The organism is Kitasatospora sp. NPDC038210 (assembly GCF_055600605.1).
In genome coordinates this window covers 329,619-348,704 of record NZ_JBVJYK010000002.1, presented here as the reverse complement: position 1 = coordinate 348,704, position 19,086 = coordinate 329,619, and the positions used below count along the sequence as shown (strand labels likewise).

Sequence of the window (19,086 nt, the reverse complement as noted above, 5' to 3'; positions counted from 1 at the left end):
GCTCACCAGCCGTCCGCCGCGCGCGGCGGGGTGCTCAGGTGCTCGCCGACCCGGCGGACCAGTCTGGACATCTCGAAGGCGATCAGCCCGAGGTTGGCCCGGGCGGTGGCGAAGACGGCCAGGCAGGTGCCCTCCCCGGCCGCCGCGACCAGCAGGTAGCCGCCCTCCAACTCGACCATGGTCTGGCGGACTTCACCCGCGTCGAAGTGCCGGCCGGCGCCCTTGGCCAGGCTGTGGAAGCCGGAGGCGACGGCGGCCAGGTGCTCGCCGTCCTCGCGCGGCAGTCCGGCCGAGGTGCCCATGGCCAGTCCGTCGGCGGAGAGCATCACGGCGAAGCGGACCTCGGGCGCTCGCTTGACCAACTCGTCCAGGAGCCAGTTCAGTTCTCCTGCGCGGTGGGTGGTGCCGATCACGGTCGCTCTCCTTCGGGTCGGGGTGGGGACAGGGGGCCGCGCGGGTCCGGTGGCGGGGGGAGGTCGGCGGGCTGCCGGGCGGCGGGTCGGTCGGTGGACGGGTCGTGCGGTCCGCCGCCGGCGTGCAGGCCGCGTGCCCACCCGTTCCGGAAGGCCGCCATCGTCGCCCGCGCCGCCTCGGGGCTACGGCCCGCACGGCTACGGCCCTCGGAGGTGCCGGCCGCGGGGCCCGCCCCCGGTGCCGGGGCAGGATCTGCGGTGCCGGCGGAGGCCCTGCGACGGGTGCGCGGTCCCGGTCCCGCCGGGGCCTCGCGCAGCTGCGGTGCGAGGCTCGCCTGGCGGGTCCGGCGCGGCAACTCCTCGGGCCCCGGGTCGAGTCGGCGATCGCCGGAACCCTGAGCCGAACCCGAACCCGAACCCGAACCCGAACCCGGCACCGTCACCGAACCCGGCACCGTCACCGAACGCGGGCCCGGGACCGGCGCCGAACGCGGAGCCGGGCGGTACGACTGCGGCGGCCCGGACTGCGGACGGACGGCGGCACCCGGGCCCTCGTCCGCAGCCGGGCCGACCGCCCGGGCACTCGATGCCCGGAAGGGGGTGCGGCGCACCGGCCCGGGGTCGTTCCCCCGGTCGCCGAACGGCAGCAGCGCCCCACCCTCCGGCGGCGGCCCACCCACCGCCGGAAGTCCTTCGTTGCCCGCGTCGCGCGGGCGGCACCCGTCCGCCGACCCGGGCTCCCGCGTCGGACCGGGCTGCCCCGCCGGCCCGAACTCCCGCACCGACCCGAACTCCCTTGCAGGCCAGCCGGGTTGTGCCCGTCCTCCCGGAGCGTCCTCGTCGGCATCGAGCAGCACGACGTCCGACTCGGGCACCGGATCGTACGGCTGCGACAGCCCGTCCGCGACCCCGTCGGCCAGCAGCACGGTGGGCAGCAGGACCACCGCGGTGGTGCCGCCGTACGCGGAGGTCACCAGCGAGACCTTGACGTCCTGCCGCCCGGCGAGCCGGCTGACCACGAACAGCCCGAGCCGGTCACTGTCGAAGAGGTCCGTCTGCTCGGCCGCGGCGATCCGGCGGTTGGCGGCGCACAGGGCCTCCGGGCCCATCCCGAGGCCACGGTCCTCGATCTCCAACGCGTAGCCGGCGCCGACCCGTTCGCCCCGGATGTGCACCCGGGTGTGCGGCGGTGAGAAGCCGGTGGCATTCTCGACCAGCTCGGCGACCAGGTGGGTGAGGTCCGCGACGGCGTGCCCGGCGACGGCGGCGCGCGGCAGCGGGTGCACCTCGACCCGGGCGTACTCCTCGACCTCCGAGACGGCCGCGCGCACCACGTCCACCAGCGGGACGGGCCTGCGCCAGGCCCGTCCGGGGGCGGCGCCGGAGAGGATGATCAGCCCCTCGGCGTGCCGGCGCATGCGGGTGGTGAGGTGGTCCAGCCGGAACAGGTCGGCCAGCTCGGACGGGTCCTCGGTGCGGCGCTCCATGGCGTCCAGCAGGGTGAGTTGGCGGTGCACCAGGACCTGGCTGCGGCGCGCGAGGTTGACGAACACGCCGGAGACCCCGGACAGCACCTCGGCCCGCTCGACCGCCGCGGTGACGGCCGCCCGCTGGACGGTGCCAAGCGCCCGGTGCACCTGGCCGATCTCGTCGTCCCGGCCCGCCGGCCGCGGCGCCTCGACCTCGATGTCCACCTCCTCGCCTGCCCGCAACTTCCGCATGGTGGAGGGGAGTTTGCTGCCTGCCAGCTCAAGTGCCGAGTTGCGCAGGTCGTTCAGCTCGGTCACCAGGCCGCGCCCGATCTGCACCGAGATCACCAGCGAGGCGACCACGCCGACCAGGCCGAGCAGCACGGCCGTCCCTGCCGGGGTGAACAGGCCCAGGGCGTACGGGTTCCGACGCTCGGCGGCGACCTGCCCGGCCTGGTCCTCGACGGCGCGCAGGCCGCTCGCGACGTTCCCGGCGACCATCGCCCACCGGTCCGCCGGCACCGCGGTGACGGCCGACCGGCTGTCGGCGGCGGACCGCACCTCCTCCTCGTAGTCGACCAGCTCGCGGTGGTCCCGGCCGCCGGTGACGGCGAGCAGCGCGGCCCGGCCGGCGGGGCTCAGGTCCGCTGCCACTTCCGCCTCGAACTCCCGCCGGGCGAACGCCGTGCCGGAGAACTCGCGCAGCCGGTCGTCGTCGAGCGTGCCGGAGAGCTGCGCCGCGCGCAGCAACGCGTCCTCGCGGGCCAGCAGTTCGCGGGAGCGGGCGAGTTCGAGCAGCACCCGCGCGTCGGCGTCGGACGGGTGGTCCTGCCGCGGTGCGACGGCCCCGGCCACGGCGAGCGCCCGGTCCACCGCCTCGCCGTACGCGGCGTACGCCTCGGGCCAGCCGACGCTCCGGGCCAGCACCCGGCCGCGCAGCTCGGGCAGGTCCGCGAGGGCGCCGGCGAGATCGTCCAGCCGGGCGGTGGCGTCGGCGCCGAGGCCCTGGGCGTCGGCGCGGTCGTAGCCCCGGTCGGGGTGCCGGGGATCGGGGAACAGCGGGGTGACCGCCCGGTCGGTGGCGGCCGAGGCGTCGCGCAGGGTGCTCTCCCGGGCGGCGGTGGGGACGGTCCCCGGGGAGGCCAGCAGTTGCCCGGCGGCGGTGCGTTCGGCCTGCAGTCCGGCGACCGTGCCGGCGACGGGGGTGAGCACGGCGCGCTGGGCGTCGCGCTGGCGCAGCAGGTCCCGGACTCCCTGGGCGGCGGTGACGGTGGCGAACCCCCACAGGGCGATGATCGAGACGACCGGGACCATCAGCAGGGCGATGATCCGGGCGCGGACCGTCCGGGGGCGCAGCCAGCCCGACCGGGAGCCGAGGCGCGCCGGGCGTGCGGCCGGCCCGACGTCGGCACCCCGGCGGGCACCGGGGGCGGCGCCGCGGTCTTCGCGCATGTGTGAGGAGCCTTTCGGGCTGTGGCTGTGGCTGCGGCTGCGGCTGTCGCTGAGGCTGCGAGGGTTCAGGGCCAGAGGGCCAGGGGCCAGGAGGCCAGGGGCGACGGTGGGGGCGGACCGGTGCGCTCAGCCGGCGCGTTCGGCGGCCGGACCGCGCAGCGCCGGCGCAGCCCGAGGGCGGCGCCGGCCGTCAGGTGCGACAGGGCGGGGGTCAGCCAGCCGAGGCTGAGGGGGGTTGAGGGTGCCCATGGGACCTCCGGTCGACCGGTCGGGCCCGGGGCGGTACGCGGTGCGCCCGGGCTCCCCGGGCCGGGCGGACTCCATGCGATCGGCGGCGAGGGGGCGTCGGGTCCGCGGGTGTCGTCAGGCCCGCGGGACCGGTCCCGTCATATGCCGGCCGCACGTGCGCTTTCGGCCTGGGGTGCGTGGGACGCTATCGAGGGGCCGGAAACGGCTACCCGAAGATCTGAAAAACAGCCCGCAGGCGACGGGCGGTGTGTTCGAATGTCCCGGTCGTGTGCCCGGACGACGGGCTGCGCCGGCCCCCGTCAGCCTCCGGCCGTCACCCGGATCCGCATCGGGCTCGCCGCCCGCAGCGTGATCCCCTGGGCGATCGCGACCCGCCGGTCCACGGCCTCCACGTCGAAGTCCCGCAGCAGCACCCCAAGGGTCAGCACCGACTCCAGCATCGAGAAGTGCTGCCCGATGCACGCCCGCGGCCCGCCCCCGAACGGGAACCAGGCGTAGCGGTGCCGGGCCTTCTCCTCCTCCGGCAGGAAGCGGTCCGGGTCGAAGCGCTCCGGGTCCGTCCAGTGGTCGGGGTGCCGGTGGGTGACCAGCGGCGCCACGATGACCTGCGCCCCCGCCGGGATGACGTACCCGTCGATGACGGTCTCCTCGACCGCCCTGCGGCCGACCAGCGCAGCCGCCGGGTAGAGCCGCATCGCCTCCTTCAGCACGCGGGTGATGTACGGCAGCGCCTCCAGGTCCGCCGCCGTCGGCGCCCGCCCGGCCAGGACGGTCCGGGCCTCCTCCCGGGCGAGCTTCCGGTGCTCCGGGTGCTTGGCCAGCAGGTGCAGCGCGAAGGCCAGCGAGGTGGCCGTGGTCTCGTGTCCGGCGAGCAGGAACACCAGCACCTGGTCCCGGAGTTCGGCCGGATCCAGCCGCTCCCCGTCCTCGCCGCGCGCCCGTCCGAGCAGCGTGAGCAGGTCGTCCGCGTCCTCGTGGCCGCCGCCGCGCGCGGCGCGCTCGGCGATGATCCGGTCGCAGACCTCGTACAGCGCCCCCTGGGCCGCCAGCCCGCGCCGGTTCCCCGGCGTCGGCCAGTTGCGCGGGAGGCGGACCGGGGCGAAGCCGCGCTCCTTGACGTACTCGCCGAGCAGGGGGAAGTTGCGGTGGACCACGGCCACCGCCTCCTCCACGTCCGCACCGAAGAGGATCCGCGCGACCGCCCGCAACGCGAACCGGGACGTCTCCTCCGCCGCGTCCACCACGCCGTCCGGCGCCGCCCGCCAGCGCTCGGTGAGCGACTGCGCCTCCTGCGCGACCGCGCCCGCGTACCCGTCCACCCGACGACGGGTGAACAGCGGCTGGACCAGTCGGCGCTGGCGCTGGTACTCGCCGTCCTGGCTGGTCAGCAGCCCGTTGCCGACGCTGGTCCGCAGCTCGTCGTAGAAGGCGTTCTCCTTGCGGAAGTTGGCTGCCTCGCCGCCCAGCACCTGCTGGACCCCGTCCGGGGAGAACACCGCGTAGAAGTCGGCCCGCAGCCCGGGCGGGCCGACCCGGAGCCGCACCACGTCGCCGTGGTCGCGGCGGGCCGCCAGGTAGGTGCGCAGCGGCTGGCGGGTGAGGTCGAACAGCGATCCGACCAGTGGATTGCCGACCGGGCCGGGTACGGCAGTTCTGGTGGCCATGGACGACTCCTTCTGCACGGGAATGCGCACCTTCGACTTTACTGACGAGTAGTCATTTCCGGAAGGTGCGCGTCCCGTCCCCCGCCCACGGGCCTATTCGTACTCGGTGCCGCCCTTGCGCGTCAGGTAGGCGTCGCTGACCACCTTGGCGATCGCCCGGCCGCCGAGCACCGGGCTCCAGCGCTCGGTCACCGGCCGCACCACGACCCCCTCGCGCAGGTGGAGTTCACGCCCGGAGAAGGTCTCCCTGCCCCGGGCGTGGCCCAGCACGGTCTCCGGGTCGAACGGCCCGCGCCACACCTCGGGCGCCAACGGCAGCTCGCCGTCCAGCAGTTCGGGCGCGGACAGCCAGACCAGCTGCCCGTCCACCACGGCCGACACGTCGAACGCCGCGTACCCGGGCCGGTCGGTGCGCGCGGAGGCGCCGTAGCCGAGGTCCTGCACGCCCTCGCCGAAGACCTCGCCGAAGACGCCGACCCGCTCGGCCCCGAGCCGCTCCGCCAACCGGGCCGCCACCGCCGGGATGTCGTACGCCCGCACCGCCCGCCAGTAGAGGTTGCGCTCGTCCTCGACCAGCGCCAGCCCCTGCGCGCCGATCCCCTTGGAGGAAACCTGCACCTCGCCCGTCCCGGCGGTGTACGTGACCAGGCAGCAGCTGCCGTGCAGCTTCTCGGTCAGCACCACCGGCTCGCCGGGCTCGAAGATCCCGGGGTAGCGCTTGAGGTTCTCGATGTCCACCCAGGGCAGCAGGTCCGGGGCGCCGACCACCTCGCCGCTCATCGACGTGGGCACCGGCGGCTGCCACTTGACCACCCCGAGCAGGCCGGCGAAGTCCTCGCCCTGCTCGGCCGCGGCGGCCAGGTCGGTGTCGGCGAGCGCGGCGGGCCGGCAGACGATGCCCTGGGACAGTTCACCGCGCAGCCGTACCGCCTTCACCCGGTTCGCCCCGGAGCCGGCCAGCTTGCCGGTCAGCCCCAGTTCGGCGATCAACTCTTCGGGGAGGACGGACTGTTCGGGGATGTAGACGGCGTAGTCTCCGGTCCGGTACACGCCCCTGGCGACCACCGCGCGGTAGAGGCCGACCTGTGCGAGCTCCAGGGCATCGGCGTTCGGGTGCTCCAGGACGGTCAGCTTCTCGGCGGTGACGCGCAGCATGGACATGGACGGACTCCTCCCCTTGGCTCGACCGTGGCGGCACACTTCCGCCGCCCGGTCGCAGGTACGAACGTACGGACGGCGACCACTCTGACCGCTCGCACCGCCCCGACGCGACGCATTTTCCGCAGGCCCGGGCACCCGGCTCACACCCGACGCGGCACCCGACGCGGCACCCGACGCGGCACCCGCCCCGCCGTACCCCGGCGGCCCCGACCCCACCCCTGGACGCACCCCCGGACATGCCTGCGCGCACCGCGGGTACACCCGTTTGAGCCATCGCACAGCAGGCCCGAGGCCCGCACCAGCCCCCGCCTGTGCGAAGCAACAGAGGATTTATCGCTCGCATTTGCGGCACTATGATCGCCGTAATGGCCGCAGCTGCGGTCAGTCCCTCGCGCCCAGTCCGGCGCGCGCCCCGGAGGGGAAGCCCCGATGAGCACCCGTACGACCGGCACCACCCGCAGACTCGCCGTCGCCGCCGCAGCGGCCCTCGTCCTCAGCCTCGGGGTCACCGCCTGCGGCAGCGACGGCGGCAAGTCCTCCGGCTCCGCGGCCTCGAACTCTGCCTCCTCGTCCGGCTCCGCGGCCCCCGCGGCCGGTGGCAGCGTGCCGAAGGCGAGCGGCACCGTCACCGTCTTCGCCGCCGCCTCGCTCAAGGAGACCTTCACCGAGCTGGGCAAGAGTTTCGAGGCCGCCAACCCGGGCAGCAAGGTCACCTTCAACTTCGGCGGCAGCTCCAGCCTCGCCACCAGCATCAACTCCGGTGCCCCGGCCGACGTGTTCGCCGCCGCCAGCCCGGCCACCATGAAGACCGTGACCGACGCGGGCGGTGCGAGCGGCCAGCCGGCCGTCTTCGTGAAGAACACGCTCACCATCGCCGTCCCCAAGGGCAACCCCAAGCACGTCGCGGGCCTCAAGGACCTCACCGCCTCCGGCGTGAAGGTCGCCCTCTGCGCGAAGGAGGTGCCCTGCGGCGCCGCCGCGCAGACCGCGCTCAAGGCCGCCGGGGTCGACCTCACCCCGGTCACCCTGGAGCAGGACGTCAAGGGCGCGCTCACCAAGGTCGAACTCGGCGAGGTCGACGCCTCTCTGGTGTACAAGACCGATGTGCAGGCCGACGCTGCCAAGATCGACGGTGTGGACTTCCCCGAGGCCGACAAGGCCGTGAACGACTACCCGATCGCCGCGCTCGCCAAGGCGCCCAACAAGGACGGCGCAGCCGCGTTCGTCGCCTACGTCCAGTCGCCCGAGGCCAAGCAGGTGCTGACCGCGGCGGGCTTCCAGGCACCGTGAGCGACCGCACCACCGGTTCCGGGGAGCGCCCGTCGGGCCGGCCCAACCACGACCGGACCGCCGACGGCGCGGCAGGCCCCGCGAAGGCCCTGCCGCGCCGCCCCCGGCGCCGGTCGCGGACGCAGCGCGTCCCGGTCACCCTGCTGCTCCCGGCGCTGCTCGGGCTGGCGTTCCTGATCCTCCCGCTGGTCGGCCTGCTCGTCCGGGCGCCGTGGAGCGCCCTGTCCGACGAGCTGACCAGCCCCGCCGTCTGGGACGCGCTGCGCCTGTCGCTGATCAGCGCGACGGCGGCCACCGCCGTGTCGCTGGTCCTCGGCGTGCCGCTGGCCTGGCTGCTCGCCCGCACCGAGCTGCCGGGCCGGCGGGTGATCCGGGCGCTGGTCACCCTGCCGCTGGTGCTGCCGCCCGTGGTCGGCGGTGTGGCGCTGCTGCTGGTGCTCGGCCGGCGCGGCATCGTCGGCACCTGGCTGGACTCCGCCTTCGGCCTCACGCTGCCCTTCACCACCACCGGGGTGGTGATCGCCGAGGCCTTCGTGGCGATGCCGTTCCTGGTGATCAGCGTGGAGGGCGCGCTGCGGGCCGCCGACCCCCGCTACGAGGAGGCCGCCGCGACCCTCGGCGCCTCGCGGCTGACCGCGTTCCGGCGGGTCACCCTGCCGATGATCGCACCGGGGATCGCCGCCGGTTCCGTCCTGGCCTGGGCCCGGGCGCTCGGCGAGTTCGGCGCGACGATCACCTTCGCGGGCAACTTCCCGGGCCGCACCCAGACCATGCCGCTGGCCGTCTACCTGGCCATGGAGTCGGACCCGCAGGCCGCGATCGCGCTGTCGCTGGTGCTGCTGGCGGTCTCCGTCGCCGTCCTGGTCGGCCTGCGCGACCGCTGGCTGTCGACCCCGTGACGCCGCCGGCCCCCGCCCGCGTCTCCCCGGACGCCCACGACTCCGCGGACACCCGCGACTCCTCGGACGCGCGCGTCTCCCCGGACGCCCGCTCGACTGCCCGATCGAACGTCTGGACGCCGCCCCGATGAGCACCGAACGCCTCCCGAGCACCGCCCTCGACGCCCGACTGCGGGTCGAACGTGCCGCGTTCACCCTCGACCTCGCCCTCACCGCCGCCCCCGGCGAGGTGATCGCGCTGCTCGGGCCCAACGGCGCCGGCAAGTCCACCGCACTGCGCGCCCTGGCCGGCCTGCTCCCGCTCACCGGCGGCCACCTGCGCCTGGACGGCCGCACCCTGGAGGACCCGGCCGAGCGCGTGCACACCGCGGCCGAGGAACGGCCGGTCGGCGTGGTGTTCCAGGACTACCTGCTCTTCCCGCACCTCAGCGCGCTCGACAACGTCGCCTTCGGGCCGCGCTGCCAGGGCCGCTCCAAGCGGGACGCCCGGGCCGAAGCCGCCGCCTGGCTGGAGCGGATGGGTCTGGCCGACCACGCCTCCGTCCGCCCGGGCAAGCTCTCCGGCGGCCAGGCGCAGCGGGTGGCGCTGGCCCGGGCCCTCGCCGTCCGCCCCCGGCTGCTCCTGCTGGACGAGCCGCTGGCCGCCCTGGACGCCCGCACCCGCCTGGACGTGCGGTCCCGACTGCGGCGGCACCTGGCCGAGTTCGAGGCCGTCGCGGTGCTGGTGACCCACGACCCGCTGGACGCGATGGTGCTCGCCGACCGGCTGGTGGTGATCGAGGACGGGTACGAGGTGCAGTCCGGCAGCCCGGCGGAGGTCGCCCGGCGGCCGCGCACCGACTACATCGCCCGCCTGGTCGGGCTGAACCTGTACCAGGGCCGGTCCGAGGGCACGCACGTGACGCTCCCGGACGGCACCGTGCTGGTCACCACCGAGGAGCTGGACGGCCCGGCGTTCGTCGCGTTCCCGCCGTCCGCGGTGACCCTCCACCGGGAGCGGCCGCAGTCCAGCGCGCGCAACCTGTGGCAGGCCGAGGTCACCGGCCTGGACCTGCACGGCGACCGGGTCCGCACCGAGCTGGCCGGCCGCCTGCCGATGGCCGCCGACCTCACCCCGGCCGCCGTCGCGGAGCTGGAGCTTTCGCCGGGGGTCACGGTCTGGGCCTCGGTCAAGGCCACCCAGACCCACGCCTATCCGGCCTGAACCGGGGCCGGTCGGGAGGCCCGACCGCCGGCCCCTGCCTCCTGCCTCCTGCCGGTCCCGGGGCTACTCGGACGGCTCGACGAACCCCGACTCGTACGCGGCGATCACCGCCTGGGTGCGGTCGCGCGCGCCGAGCTTCGCCAGCACGCTGCTGACGTGCGTCTTCACCGTCTGCACGCCGAGGAACAGCTGCTCCGCGATCTCCCCGTTGCTGAGGCCCCGGGCGACCAGCCGCAGCACCTCCGCCTCGCGCTCGGTCAGCGCCGCCCGCTCCATGGCGGCTCGGGCGGCCGGGTTGCCGTGCCCGGCGGCGAGGCGGCGGATCGCGGCCGGGAACAGCAGCGACTCGCCGGCCGCGACCAGCCGTACCGCGTGGGCGATCTCGGACGGGCGGGAGCGCTTGAGCAGGAAGCCGTCGGCGCCCGCGCGCAGCGCCTGGTAGACGTAGTCGTCGTTCTCGAAGGTGGTCACGACCAGGATCCGCGGCCGCCGCTCCCCCGGGGCCCCGGGGCGCAGCAGCTCGCGGGTGGCCGCCAGGCCGTCCATCACCGGCATCCGGACGTCCATCAGCACGACGTCCGGGCGCAGTGTCCGGGCCATCGCCACCGCCTCGGCGCCGTCGGCGGCCTCACCGACCACCCGGAGGTCCCCCTGCGCCTCCAGGACGGCCCGCAGCCCGAACCGGACCAGCTCCTCGTCGTCGGCGAGCAGAATGTCCGTCATCACCGCACCACCCTCCCCACGGTCCCCGTGCCGCCTCCCGCCGGACCCGTCTCCGGCAAGATCATCCGTCACGACCCCAAGCGTAGGGGCAGCCGGACGGCCAGCACCCACTCCCCGCTCCCGTCGGCCGCCGCCCCCGCCGTGGCCTCGCCGCCGAGCAGCATGGCGCGCTCGCGGATGCCGCGCAGGCCCTTGCCGCCCTTGCGCCCCCCGCCCGCCCGGCGCAGCACGCCCCCGGCGCCGCCCGCACCACCGGCCCCGCTCGCCCCGCCCGCACCGCCCGCTCCGCCCGCACCGTTCGGTGCCCGGTTGGTGCAGCGCAGCTCCAACTGCCCGTCCCGGACGGCGATCCGGACGCTGAGCGGCGCGCCGGGCGCGTACTTGAGCGCATTGGTGACGCCCTCCTGGACGATCCGGTAGGACTCGCGGGCGAGCACCCCGGGGAGCGTTCCGGCCGGTACGTCGATCCACGCCTCGACCGGACTGCCGGCCGCGCGGGCGGTGTCGAAGAGCACCGGCAGCTGCTCGATCCCAGGCTGCTCGGTGGCCGTGCCGTTCACCCCGGGCGGGGTCTCCCGCAGCAGGACGAGGGTGCGTTCGAGGTCGTCCATGGCCCGGCGCCCGGTCTCCTCGATGACTTCCAGCGCCTTGGCGACGAACGCCGGGTCCCCGACCTCGCGCGCCGCGCCGGCCTGAAGGACCGTCACCGTCAGTGCATGGCCGATGGAATCGTGCAGCTCGCGGGCCAACCGGTTGCGCTCCAGCAGCCGTTCGGCCCGCAGCTCGGCCTCCGCCAGCCGCTCCGCCGGTGACGGACCCAGCAGTCGGACAGCCATGGCGAGTTGGAGGCGTCCGGCAGCCACCACCAGCCAGCCGTAGGCGAACAGCGCCACCGGCAGGAGCAGGAGGTAGCTCGGCCCCTGCGGCCCCGCCAGCAGGCCGCCGCCTTCGTTGACGCCGACCACGGTCGTCATCCCGACGGCCGAGCCGAGCGCGACCCGGCCGATCAGCCAGAGGGCGGTGCGCCACCGGTCGGCCCAGCCGCGGGAGGAGTCGGCGGCGATGTCCTCCTCGCGGTCGGGCACCAGCAGCAGCCGGGCCTGGACCCCCTCCGCCCGCCGCGTCGCCGGGATGAGGGCGACCAGCATCAGCAGGACGGCGTCCACGGCGACGCACTCCGCCACGATCCGGGGGAGCGTCAGCCCCACCGCCCCCGGATAGATCAACAGGACGACGCCCATGAAGATCCATCCGACCAGGAGGTGCAGCAGGCGCGCGTAGGTGGCACCGGCCAGCAGCGGCGCGAGGATCCTGGGCACAGCGATCTTGGTCACCGCGCCATCCTGCCAGTTCAGCAGCGGTTCCCGGCTCCCGCCCCGGGTGTGAACCGGCTCCCTCCCGAGAGGGAGCCGGCTCCACTCCGCTGCGGGATCCGCCGCTCCGGCCCGATCCGGTCGAATGTGACCACCGGCCGGAACCACTGGCCGGGACCACCGGCCGGGACCACCGGCCGCAGCACGCCACCGAACGAGCCGAAGGGAGCACGGCAGTGATCGAGATCCAGGGCCTGACCAAGGAGTACGACGGCCGACGTGTCGTCGAGGACCTGTCCTTCGAGGTCCGCCCCGGTGTGGTGACCGGCTTCCTCGGCCCGAACGGCGCGGGCAAGAGCACCACCATGCGCCTGGTCCTCGGCCTGGACCGGCCCACCGCCGGGCACGCCCTGATCGACGGCCGTCCGTACACCGAACTGGCCGACCCACTGCGGCAGGTCGGCGCCCTGCTGGACGCCCAGGCCCTGCACGGCGGCCGGACGGCGCGCGGTCACCTGCGCTGGCTCGCCGCGAGCAACGGCCTGCCGGAGCGCCGCGTCGGCGAGGTGCTCGCGCAGGTCGGCCTGACGGACGCCGCCGGGCAACGGATCCGACGCTTCTCCCTGGGCATGCGCCAGCGCCTCGGAGTGGCGGCCGCACTGCTCGGCGATCCGGCGGTGCTGCTGCTGGACGAGCCGGTGAACGGCCTCGACCCCGAGGGCATCCGCTGGATCCGCACCACGCTGCGCGAACTCGCCGCCGAGGGCAGGGCGGTGCTGGTCTCCTCCCACCTGATGAGCGAAATGGCCCTCACCGCGGATCACTTGGTGGTGATCGGCCGCGGCCGGCTGCTGGCGGACGCAGCCACCTCCGACTTCATCGACCGGCACGGCCGCACCCGGATCCGGGTGCGTGCCGTGGACCCGACCAAGCTGGTCGCCCTGTTCGCCGACCCCGACCACGGCCTCGACGCCACCCAAGTCGACGGCGGCGCCTGGGAGGTGACCGGCGCCGAGCCCGAGCGGATCGCGGCGCTCGCCGCCGCCCGGGGTGTGGTGCTGTACGAGATCGCGGTCCGACAGGACTCGCTGGAGGACGCGTTCATGCGGATGACCGCCGACAGCGTCGAGTACCGCGCGGAGGTGGCGGCATGAGCACCGGCCACCCGGTCCGCCCGACCCTCCCGGTCCTGCGCGCCGAGCGCATCAAGTTCACCACCCTGCCCTCGCTCTGGCTCACCCCGCTGCTCGCCCTGCTGCTCAGTGCCGGAATCACCACGGCCGTGGGCGCCTGGCTCGGCGGCGCGGACCCCAGCATCGTCGACGACCCCGGCGTGGGCGTCTTCTACGGGCTCAACTTCGGCCATGTCGCGCTGGCCTGCTTCGGCATCCTGCTGATCGGCCAGGAGTTCAACACCCGCATGATCGAAGTCTCGCTCACGGCCGTCCCCCGCCGCGCCCGGCTGTACGGCGCGAAGCTCACGCTCGGCGCGCTGGTCGGCCTCGTCGTCGGCGCGGCCGGCACCGCGGGCGCCTTCGCGGGGTACGCGGCGACCGTCCCCGGCGCCTGGCACGGCCCCGCGTTCACCCGGGCCGCCGTCGCCGGGGTGCTGTACCCGCCGCTGCTGGTGGTGTTCTGCCTCGGGCTGACCACGCTGTTCGGCAACCTCACCGCCGCCATGGGCCTGGTCACCCCGACCGTCTTCCTGGTCTCGCCGGCCCTCGGCGGCCTGCCCGGCGCCCGGGTACTTGCGCAGTTCCTGCCCGACCGCGCCGGCCAGTACGCCCTGCACTACGTCGACGACCCGCACGTCGTGTACGGGCACTGGACCGGACTGCTGATCATGGCGCTCTGGGCCGCCGCAGCCTCGTACGCCGGACTGCGCGCCCTGCGCCGCACCAAGTGACCACGGACGAAGGGACGATGGGCATGAACCCCGGACCGACCGCCAACGCCCTGCGCGCCGAACGGATCAAGTTCACCACCCTGCCCTCGCAGTGGGCGGCCCCGCTGGTGGCTCTGGTGCTGACCGTCGGCATCACCGCGGCGGTCAACGCCGCCTACGGGGTGAAGGACCACACCCCCGGCGAGGACCCGGCCGGCGGGATCTACTACGGGCTCCTGTTCGGCCACGTCGCCGTGGCCTGCTTCGGAATCCTGCTGATCGGGCAGGAGTTCAACACCCGCATGATCAGCGGCTCGCTCACCGCCGTCCCGCGACGCGGCCGGCTGTACGGCGCCAAGCTCGCGATCGGCGCCGGGCTCGGCCTGCTGCTCGGGCTGCTCTCGACGGCGGGCTCGTTCCTGGCCGTCGACGCCACCGTCGGCCTGGACCTCTCCACCCCGGGCCTGACCCGCAGCTTCCTGGCCGGTGTGCTCTACCACCCCATGATGGTGCTGATCTGCCTGGGACTGACCACGATGCTGGGCAACCTCAGCGCCGCGCTCGGCCTGCTGACCCCGATGGTCTTCCTCGGCACGACCTGGCTGGCCGCCATCCCGGGCGTCCGCGAGGTCGGCCAGTTCCTGCCCGACCGGGCCGGCCTGTACGCGATGCGCACCCAGCCGGAGCCGGGCGTCCACTACGGCTACTGGACCGGGCTGCTGATCATGGCGCTCTGGACCACCCTGGCCGTGTACGGAGGCCTGCGGGCACTGCGCCGGCACGAGGCCTCCGGCGGGTAGCCCGGGCGGCAGCCGCCGGCGGACCGATGACAGGTTTCAGGTGACAGCGGACAAATAACAGCGGACAGATGACAGATTTCGAAATCTGTCATCTGTCCGCTGTTCGCAGGAACGCGCCGCTCTCACCGCAACGCCGGATGCTCCGCGATCACCGTGCAGCTGCCCGGGGCGATCTCCGTGAAGCCCGCGTCCCGGACCACCGGCAGCCCGCTGCGGACGAGCTCCTCCCACCGCTCCGGCCCGGCCGTGCGCACCGCCAGCGCGAAGCCGGACTCGGCCCACACCTTGCGCTGCGCCTCGTCCAGCCGCCACCACGCGAGCTGCGCGGCGTGGCCGGTCTGCGCCATCGTCTTGCCCGCGCTCATCTCCAGCTCCGGGTTGAGCCACAGCACCGGCAGTCCCGCCTCGGGCACGCCGACCTCGGCCGTCTCCTCCAGGTCCGTCCCGGAGACCTGCAGCTTGGCGAGCTCCTTGGGCCAGCCGTCCAGCGGAACCGGCGGGAACACCCGCACCTCCGCCTCCCGCCCCCGCACGGTGACGCCCGGCAGCTCGCCCGCCCGACGCCACTCCCCGCCCCGGGCCCGCCGGACCACCTTGCGGATCCGGGCGTCCTCCCAGGCCGCGACCCGCTCGGCCCACTCGCCGTCCACCGCGGTCACCCGCGGGTCGGCCAGCAGGGTGAGCACCGCACGGGCCGAGGTCTCCAGCGCGTCCGTCCGCCCCGGCGGCGTGGCCCGCTCCACCCGGACGACCAGCGGGAGCACGTACTGCGGGCGCGCGTCACGCTCCTCCGGGGCCGGGGAGTCGCCCGAGCCCGGGTCGGCGGGCGAGGGCGGGGTGGACGAGGCGGGCGAGGACGCGGCGGCCGGGGCATCGAACGGAGAAGTCACCCGTCCAGCATGCCAGCCCCGCTCGGCCCGGTCCGGCCCGCCCCGTCCGCTCCGGCCCGCCCCCACGCCCGGCCTCGCCCGACCGCGCGCGCAGGCCCTCCCGACCCACCGCTCGGCCTCGCCCGACCCCGCGCAGCCCTGCCGGACCCCTGGTCAGCGCAGCCGCTGCCGCAGCTCGTCGACGGCGGCCCTGATACCCGCGCTGTAGACGTCCTCGGGCAGTGCGTCCAGGCTGCGCACCGCCCGCTCCAGCTGCTCGCGGGCGAGGTCGGGCTCGCCGAGCTTGAGGTGGTCCGAGGCCAGGTTGAGGTGCAGTGAGGGATAGAAGGCGCGGACCTGGAGGGCCGGTTCGTAGGTCTGGGCGCGCTCGGCGGTCAACGAGTCGGCGGCGGCCAGCGCCCGCCGGTCCCACTCCAGCTCGGCCCTCGGATCGTCCTGCAGATCGGCCAGATAGTGCGCCAGCACGCAGCGGTGGAAGACGTCCTGCTCCCCCAGCTCGTCCCAGAGCGCCTCGAAACCGGCCCGCGCCTCGGCCGTCCGACCACGCTGCGCCGCCCGCACACCGTCCAGGCCGAGCGCGATCCGGTCCAGCGCCGACTCGTCCCCACCGGCCGGAGACTCGTCCGCCCGGCCGGAACCCTCCGGGGCCACATCGCGCATACCAGACACATCGGACATGCCCGCAGCCTAGCCGCCCACCCACCGGACCGCGCCGCCCGGCCGAGGACCCCGGCCGAGAACCCCGGCCGGCAGCCCTCGACCGACGACCCCGGCGGACAGCCCCGGCCCGGCCCGTGCCCCGACCTCAGCCCGGGCCAGGCCCGGACGCCCGGTCAGCGCCGGTAGCCGCGCTGCGGGTCCCGCTCCTCCGCGTCCTCGTACATCAGGAACCAGCCCTCCGGGTGCGTGGCCGCCAGCAGCACCTCGGTCCGCTGTTCCGCGCCGAGCTCCGGGTCGCCGTCGTCGGGCCCGTAGACGCCGAACAGTTCGTCGTTGCAGCCGTCCCAGTCGTAGTCGTAGAGGTCGGCCGGCAGGTCGCCCATCATGTCGGCCACCGACTCGGGCTGGGCGCCGAGCAGCGCCCTGGCGTCCACCAGCGCCATCCGCAGCGCGATCTCCTCGGCGAGGCAGCGCGGCAGCGGCCACTCGCCGAGCGCGAGGTCGTCGGCCAGGTCGTCGAAGGCCCGGGCCATCGCGCGGCGCCAGCCCCGGTGCATCCCCCAGGTGCGCTGGGGCAGCCGGGCGAAGACCGTCCAGTCGATGTCCTCGCCGTCGGCGACCGCCTCGTCCCCGTGCTCGTCGAGGTCGTCGTAGGCGGCGTCGGCCAACCCGAGCAGCTGGGCGTGGAGCAGGCAGGCGGTGCGCGGGGTGAGCGTCCAGTCCGCGCCCGCGCCGCCGTCCTCGTCGTCGCCGTCCAGCGGGAACAGCTCGGCGAAGTCCGGTGTGAAGTCCTCGGTCACGCTGATCTCCAGCGTGCCGCCCATCGCCTCGACCCCGGGGATGGCGGCCACCAGCCGGTCCGGGTGCAGCAGCGCGCCGAGCGCCGCATTGGCGTCCTCGGCGACCTCGCGCAGCAGCTCACGGCGCTGGCCCGCCGGGTCGATACCCTCGAAGTCCAGCTCCTCGACGGCCCTGATCGCGGCCGCGCGCAACGCCGGCCAGTCGGTGATCCGCAGGCCCAGCACCACCGTCGCCTCGATCTCCTGCGCGCCGGAGTCCTCCGCCGCGCCCGGCCCCTGTGGATGATCGCTTCGCTCGCCCATGGGGCTACGGTACGGCCTTTCGGCCGCCCGATCACCGGTCCGGACCAGCTTCCGGAAGCCTTCTCGGCCACCTACCGGCCCGGCCTCTGTCACCCGGACACCCGACATGGGCAGGATGAGTCCCATGGCTGACATCAACGAGTACGGCGGCGGGCAGGGCCCGAACGCCGATGTCCTGGTCGTGACCACCAATGACGTCCCCGGATTCCGCGTCGATCACGTGATCGGCGAGGTCTTCGGACTGACCGTGCGCAGCCGCCACGTCGGCAGCCAGATCGGTGCCGGACTGAAGTCACTGGTCGGCGGGGAGCTGCGCGGTCTGACGAAGACCCTGGTCGAGAGCCGCAACGAGGCGATGCAGCGGCTGGTGGAGCAGACCAGGGCGCGCGGCGGCAACGCCGTCCTGATGATGCGCTTCGACGTCACGGAGGCCGCGGACGTCGGCACCGAGGTCTGCGCCTACGGCACCGCCGCCGTGATCTCCCCGACCAGCTGACACCCGGAGGCTCCGCCCACGGGACCAGCGGGGACCAGCGGGGGCAACGGGACCAGCGGAGCCAGCGGGGCCAGCGGGGCCGCCAGCAGAGGCAGCACGAACCGCGGCAACGGCGGGAACAGGCGCCGGGCCCCCGATGTTTCACGGGCGTGACTGTTTACGGTACAACGATCTCGGGCGCAGCGGCCCCTGCTGCAGAGGCCGACGGCGCTACGAACGCAAGCGCGACGGACGGCCTCGCTACGGACGGAAGCGCGACGTTCGGAAGCACGACGGACGGCACGCCGCAGCGCGTGGACGTCCTGGTGGTGGGCGCGGGGCAGGCGGGACTGTCCGCCGCCTACCACCTGCGCCGCCGCGGCTTCGCCCCGTACCGGCCCGGCACCGACGGCGGCTTCGTCGTGCTCGATGCCAACGCCGAGCCCGGCGGCGCCTGGGCGCACCGCTCGCCGTCCCTGCGGATGGCCACCGTGCACGGATTCCACGACCTCCCGGACGCCGAACTCCCGCCGGTCGACCCCGAGAGCCCCGCGCGCGCCGTGGTGCCGGGGTACTTCGCGGCGTACGAGGCGCGGCACGCGCTCCCGGTCGTACGCCCGGTCGTGGTGCGCGCCGTACGCGCCGAGTCCGAGCGTCCCGACTCCCGCCTGCGGGTGGAGACCGACCGCGGCACCTGGTCCACCCGCGCGCTGATCAACGCCTCGGGCACCTGGACCCGCCCCTTCCTCCCGCACTACCCGGGCCACTACGCCGGCCCGCAACTCCACTACGCCGACTACCGCGGGCCCGAGGCGTTCGCGGGCAAGCGCGTCCTGGTGGTGGGCGGCGGCGCCTCGGCGATCCAGGTGCTGTCCGAGGTGGCGGCGGTCGGCGAGACGGTCTGGGTCACCCGCTCCGAACCCGTCTACCACGACGGGCCGTTCACTCCCGAGTACGGGCGCGCGGTGGTCGCCATGGTGGAGGAGCGGGTCCGGCAGGGCCTGCCGGTGCGCAGCGTGGTGAGCGTGACCGGGCTCGGCCCGTCCGTCGCCTACCGGCGCGCCGAGGAACTGGGCGCGCTGCACCGGAGGCCGATGTTCGACCGCCTCACCGAGCACGGGGTCGCCTGGGGCGACGAGGAGCTGACGGTGGACGCGATCGTCTGGGCCACCGGCTTCCGGCCCGAGGTCGGGCACCTCGCCCCGCTCGGACTGCGCTCCCCGGGCGGCGGCATCGCGCTCACCGGCACCCGCGCCACCGCCGATCCACGCGTCCACCTGGTCGGATACGGCCCGTCCGCCAGCACCGTCGGTGCCAACCGGGCCGGGCGCGCCGCGGTCAACGACCTGGTCAAGCTGCTCGGCGACCCGGCGCGGCAGCCCGCCCCGGCCGCAGTCTGACGGCGCCCTGATCGTCCTCGGCCGCCTCGACCACCC

The 19,086-nt window shown here is 74.9% G+C and carries 17 protein-coding genes; 8 read left to right on the top strand and 9 right to left on the bottom strand.

Features of this window, described 5'->3' with window-relative positions; all coding sequences use genetic code 11:
• Positions 1-2: 2 nt before the first annotated feature.
• From ACZ7KX_RS05050 to ACZ7KX_RS05035, 4 genes are all read right to left on the bottom strand, one after another.
• Positions 3-413 carry a roadblock/LC7 domain-containing protein gene (locus ACZ7KX_RS05050; RefSeq protein ID WP_350518999.1) on the bottom strand — a complete coding sequence of 137 codons (411 nt, stop codon included), beginning with the start codon at positions 411-413 and terminating at the stop codon, positions 3-5.
• Entirely contained in the window at positions 410-3,334 is a 2,925-nt protein-coding gene (locus ACZ7KX_RS05045) for a sensor histidine kinase (protein WP_470325343.1), read from the bottom strand. The genes ACZ7KX_RS05050 and ACZ7KX_RS05045 overlap by 4 nt, the downstream gene beginning before the upstream one ends.
• 548 nt (positions 3,335-3,882) lie before the next feature.
• Complete coding sequence (locus ACZ7KX_RS05040) at positions 3,883-5,247, bottom strand: cytochrome P450 (protein ID WP_470325342.1); 1,365 nt, start codon at positions 5,245-5,247, stop codon at positions 3,883-3,885.
• 93 nt (positions 5,248-5,340) lie between these two features.
• Positions 5,341-6,408: an RNA ligase (ATP) gene (locus ACZ7KX_RS05035; protein ID WP_470325341.1), complete on the bottom strand. Its 1,068-nt coding sequence runs from the start codon at positions 6,406-6,408 to the stop codon at positions 5,341-5,343.
• A gap of 429 nt (positions 6,409-6,837) precedes the next feature.
• Here ACZ7KX_RS05035 and modA point away from each other — a divergent pair, with 429 nt between their 5' ends.
• The 3 genes from modA (at position 6,838) to ACZ7KX_RS05020 (ending at position 9,801) form a co-directional block, all read left to right on the top strand.
• A complete protein-coding gene (gene modA / locus ACZ7KX_RS05030) occupies positions 6,838-7,698 on the top strand; it encodes a molybdate ABC transporter substrate-binding protein (RefSeq protein WP_470325340.1) in 861 nt (286 codons plus the stop codon).
• 89 nt (positions 7,699-7,787) lie between these two features.
• On the top strand, positions 7,788-8,597 hold the full coding sequence (locus ACZ7KX_RS05025; RefSeq protein WP_470325560.1) for an ABC transporter permease: 810 nt from the start codon (positions 7,788-7,790) through the stop codon (positions 8,595-8,597).
• Between the two features lie 127 nt (positions 8,598-8,724).
• On the top strand, positions 8,725-9,801 hold the full coding sequence (locus ACZ7KX_RS05020; RefSeq protein WP_470325339.1) for an ABC transporter ATP-binding protein: 1,077 nt from the start codon (positions 8,725-8,727) through the stop codon (positions 9,799-9,801).
• Positions 9,802-9,864: 63 nt separating this feature from the next.
• On the opposite strand, the gene ACZ7KX_RS05015 is transcribed toward ACZ7KX_RS05020, so the two are convergent.
• Entirely contained in the window at positions 9,865-10,524 is a 660-nt protein-coding gene (locus ACZ7KX_RS05015) for a response regulator transcription factor (protein ID WP_402801764.1), read from the bottom strand.
• 68 nt (positions 10,525-10,592) lie between these two features.
• Positions 10,593-11,858 (bottom strand): sensor histidine kinase, encoded by a 1,266-nt coding sequence (locus ACZ7KX_RS05010; RefSeq protein WP_470325338.1) that lies wholly within the window; start codon positions 11,856-11,858, stop codon positions 10,593-10,595.
• A gap of 215 nt (positions 11,859-12,073) precedes the next feature.
• On the opposite strand from ACZ7KX_RS05010, the gene ACZ7KX_RS05005 reads away from it, so the two are divergent.
• The 3 genes from ACZ7KX_RS05005 to ACZ7KX_RS04995 are packed head-to-tail and all read left to right on the top strand — an operon-like array spanning position 12,074 to position 14,522.
• Positions 12,074-12,991 (top strand): ATP-binding cassette domain-containing protein, encoded by a 918-nt coding sequence (locus tag ACZ7KX_RS05005; protein ID WP_470325337.1) that lies wholly within the window; start codon positions 12,074-12,076, stop codon positions 12,989-12,991.
• Positions 12,988-13,743, top strand: a complete 756-nt coding sequence (locus ACZ7KX_RS05000) for a hypothetical protein (protein WP_470325336.1) — start codon at positions 12,988-12,990, stop codon at positions 13,741-13,743. Before ACZ7KX_RS05005 ends, ACZ7KX_RS05000 begins: the two co-directional genes overlap by 4 nt.
• A 23-nt stretch (positions 13,744-13,766) precedes the next feature.
• Positions 13,767-14,522 (top strand): hypothetical protein, encoded by a 756-nt coding sequence (locus tag ACZ7KX_RS04995; protein WP_470325335.1) that lies wholly within the window; start codon positions 13,767-13,769, stop codon positions 14,520-14,522.
• Between the two features lie 122 nt (positions 14,523-14,644).
• On the opposite strand, the gene ACZ7KX_RS04990 is transcribed toward ACZ7KX_RS04995, so the two are convergent.
• From ACZ7KX_RS04990 to ACZ7KX_RS04980, 3 genes are all read right to left on the bottom strand, one after another.
• Complete coding sequence (locus ACZ7KX_RS04990; protein WP_470325334.1) at positions 14,645-15,412, bottom strand: aminoacyl-tRNA hydrolase; 768 nt, start codon at positions 15,410-15,412, stop codon at positions 14,645-14,647.
• 153 nt (positions 15,413-15,565) lie between these two features.
• Complete coding sequence (locus ACZ7KX_RS04985; protein WP_470325333.1) at positions 15,566-16,090, bottom strand: hypothetical protein; 525 nt, start codon at positions 16,088-16,090, stop codon at positions 15,566-15,568.
• A 155-nt stretch (positions 16,091-16,245) separates the two neighbouring features.
• Positions 16,246-17,175: a hypothetical protein gene (locus tag ACZ7KX_RS04980; protein WP_470325332.1), complete on the bottom strand. Its 930-nt coding sequence runs from the start codon at positions 17,173-17,175 to the stop codon at positions 16,246-16,248.
• 124 nt (positions 17,176-17,299) lie between these two features.
• Between ACZ7KX_RS04980 and ACZ7KX_RS04975 the strand changes: the two genes are divergently transcribed.
• Positions 17,300-17,671: a YbjQ family protein gene (locus tag ACZ7KX_RS04975; protein ID WP_470325331.1), complete on the top strand. Its 372-nt coding sequence runs from the start codon at positions 17,300-17,302 to the stop codon at positions 17,669-17,671.
• Between the two features lie 293 nt (positions 17,672-17,964).
• Positions 17,965-19,050: an NAD(P)-binding domain-containing protein gene (locus ACZ7KX_RS04970; protein ID WP_470325330.1), complete on the top strand. Its 1,086-nt coding sequence runs from the start codon at positions 17,965-17,967 to the stop codon at positions 19,048-19,050.
• Positions 19,051-19,086: the final 36 nt, after the last annotated feature.